The organism is Paracoccus acridae, from assembly GCF_014642735.1.
Lineage (GTDB): Bacteria > Pseudomonadota > Alphaproteobacteria > Rhodobacterales > Rhodobacteraceae > Paracoccus > Paracoccus acridae.
Map to the genome: position 1 here is coordinate 1 of NZ_BMIV01000081.1, position 826 is coordinate 826.

General features: G+C 66.5%; 1 protein-coding gene and 1 pseudogene. Both read right to left on the reverse strand.

Annotated features, from left to right (window positions below; genetic code table 11):
- Window positions 1-245 (reverse strand): annotated as a pseudogene (locus IEX25_RS19850) (type II secretion system protein E); the annotation flags it as partial.
- Window positions 242-826, reverse strand: a 585-nt coding sequence (locus tag IEX25_RS19855) for a TraB/TrbI/VirB10 family type IV secretion system protein (protein WP_188717449.1), incomplete at its 5' end; no start/stop codon positions are given. The gene IEX25_RS19855 and the pseudogene IEX25_RS19850, both read right to left, overlap by 4 nt.

Consider the following 826-nt stretch of genomic DNA (forward strand, 5'->3'; position numbering starts at 1 on the left):
ATGGTGGTCGAGATCGCGGGCTGGCTGTCGGTCAGCGTCAGACGCTGCTTGTTGGCGATCAGACCCGCCAGATCCCTGACCTCGACTGGCGGGAGGATGATCCCGGCCAGGGACATATGACTGTCGCCTGCGCGCTCGACCCAGACCCGGCCGTCGGCATTGATAGCGATCTCGATGGTGGTCTCATCGCCAAGCAACGGGCGCAGCACCTGGAGCCGGGTTTCCAGATGGCCCACCTCCGTCATGGGAACATTTCCAGATCGGCGTTCACCATGACCATGACCACGGCGCCCTGATCGACGCTGATCGTGGCGGGGATATCGATATAGTCCTTGATCACCCCGCCGATCGCATCGCTGGCGTTGCTGCCGATGTTCTCGGCCGTGTCGCGGGCGATCCCGTCGCCGCTATCCTCCTCAACGGCGGCCGCGAGCACCGCGGGGGCGGCGCCGATGATCGACACGGCTGCCGCCGCCGAGAAGCGCGCCAGGGTGCGGGTATTGACCCGACCCGTCACGCCCGCCCGCCCCACGCGGTCCGTCCCGTAGGCGGCAAGGTCGACTGACTGCCCGTCGGGCGTCACCACCCGGTCCCAGGCCACCATGATCCGCCGCTGGCCCTTCTCGACAGACGAACTGTAGCGGCCAAAAAGCCGTGCGCCGCGCGGGATCAGGACATTGGCCATGTCCATCGACCAGACGTCATAGCTGACGGTTGCCGCGACATTGCCCTCGAGCTGGCTTGAGATGGCGTTGGCGAGCGTCGCCTCAATGAGCGTGCCCTGGACCACGGTGCGCGAGGGCTCGGAGATGACCTCGGCTTGTAC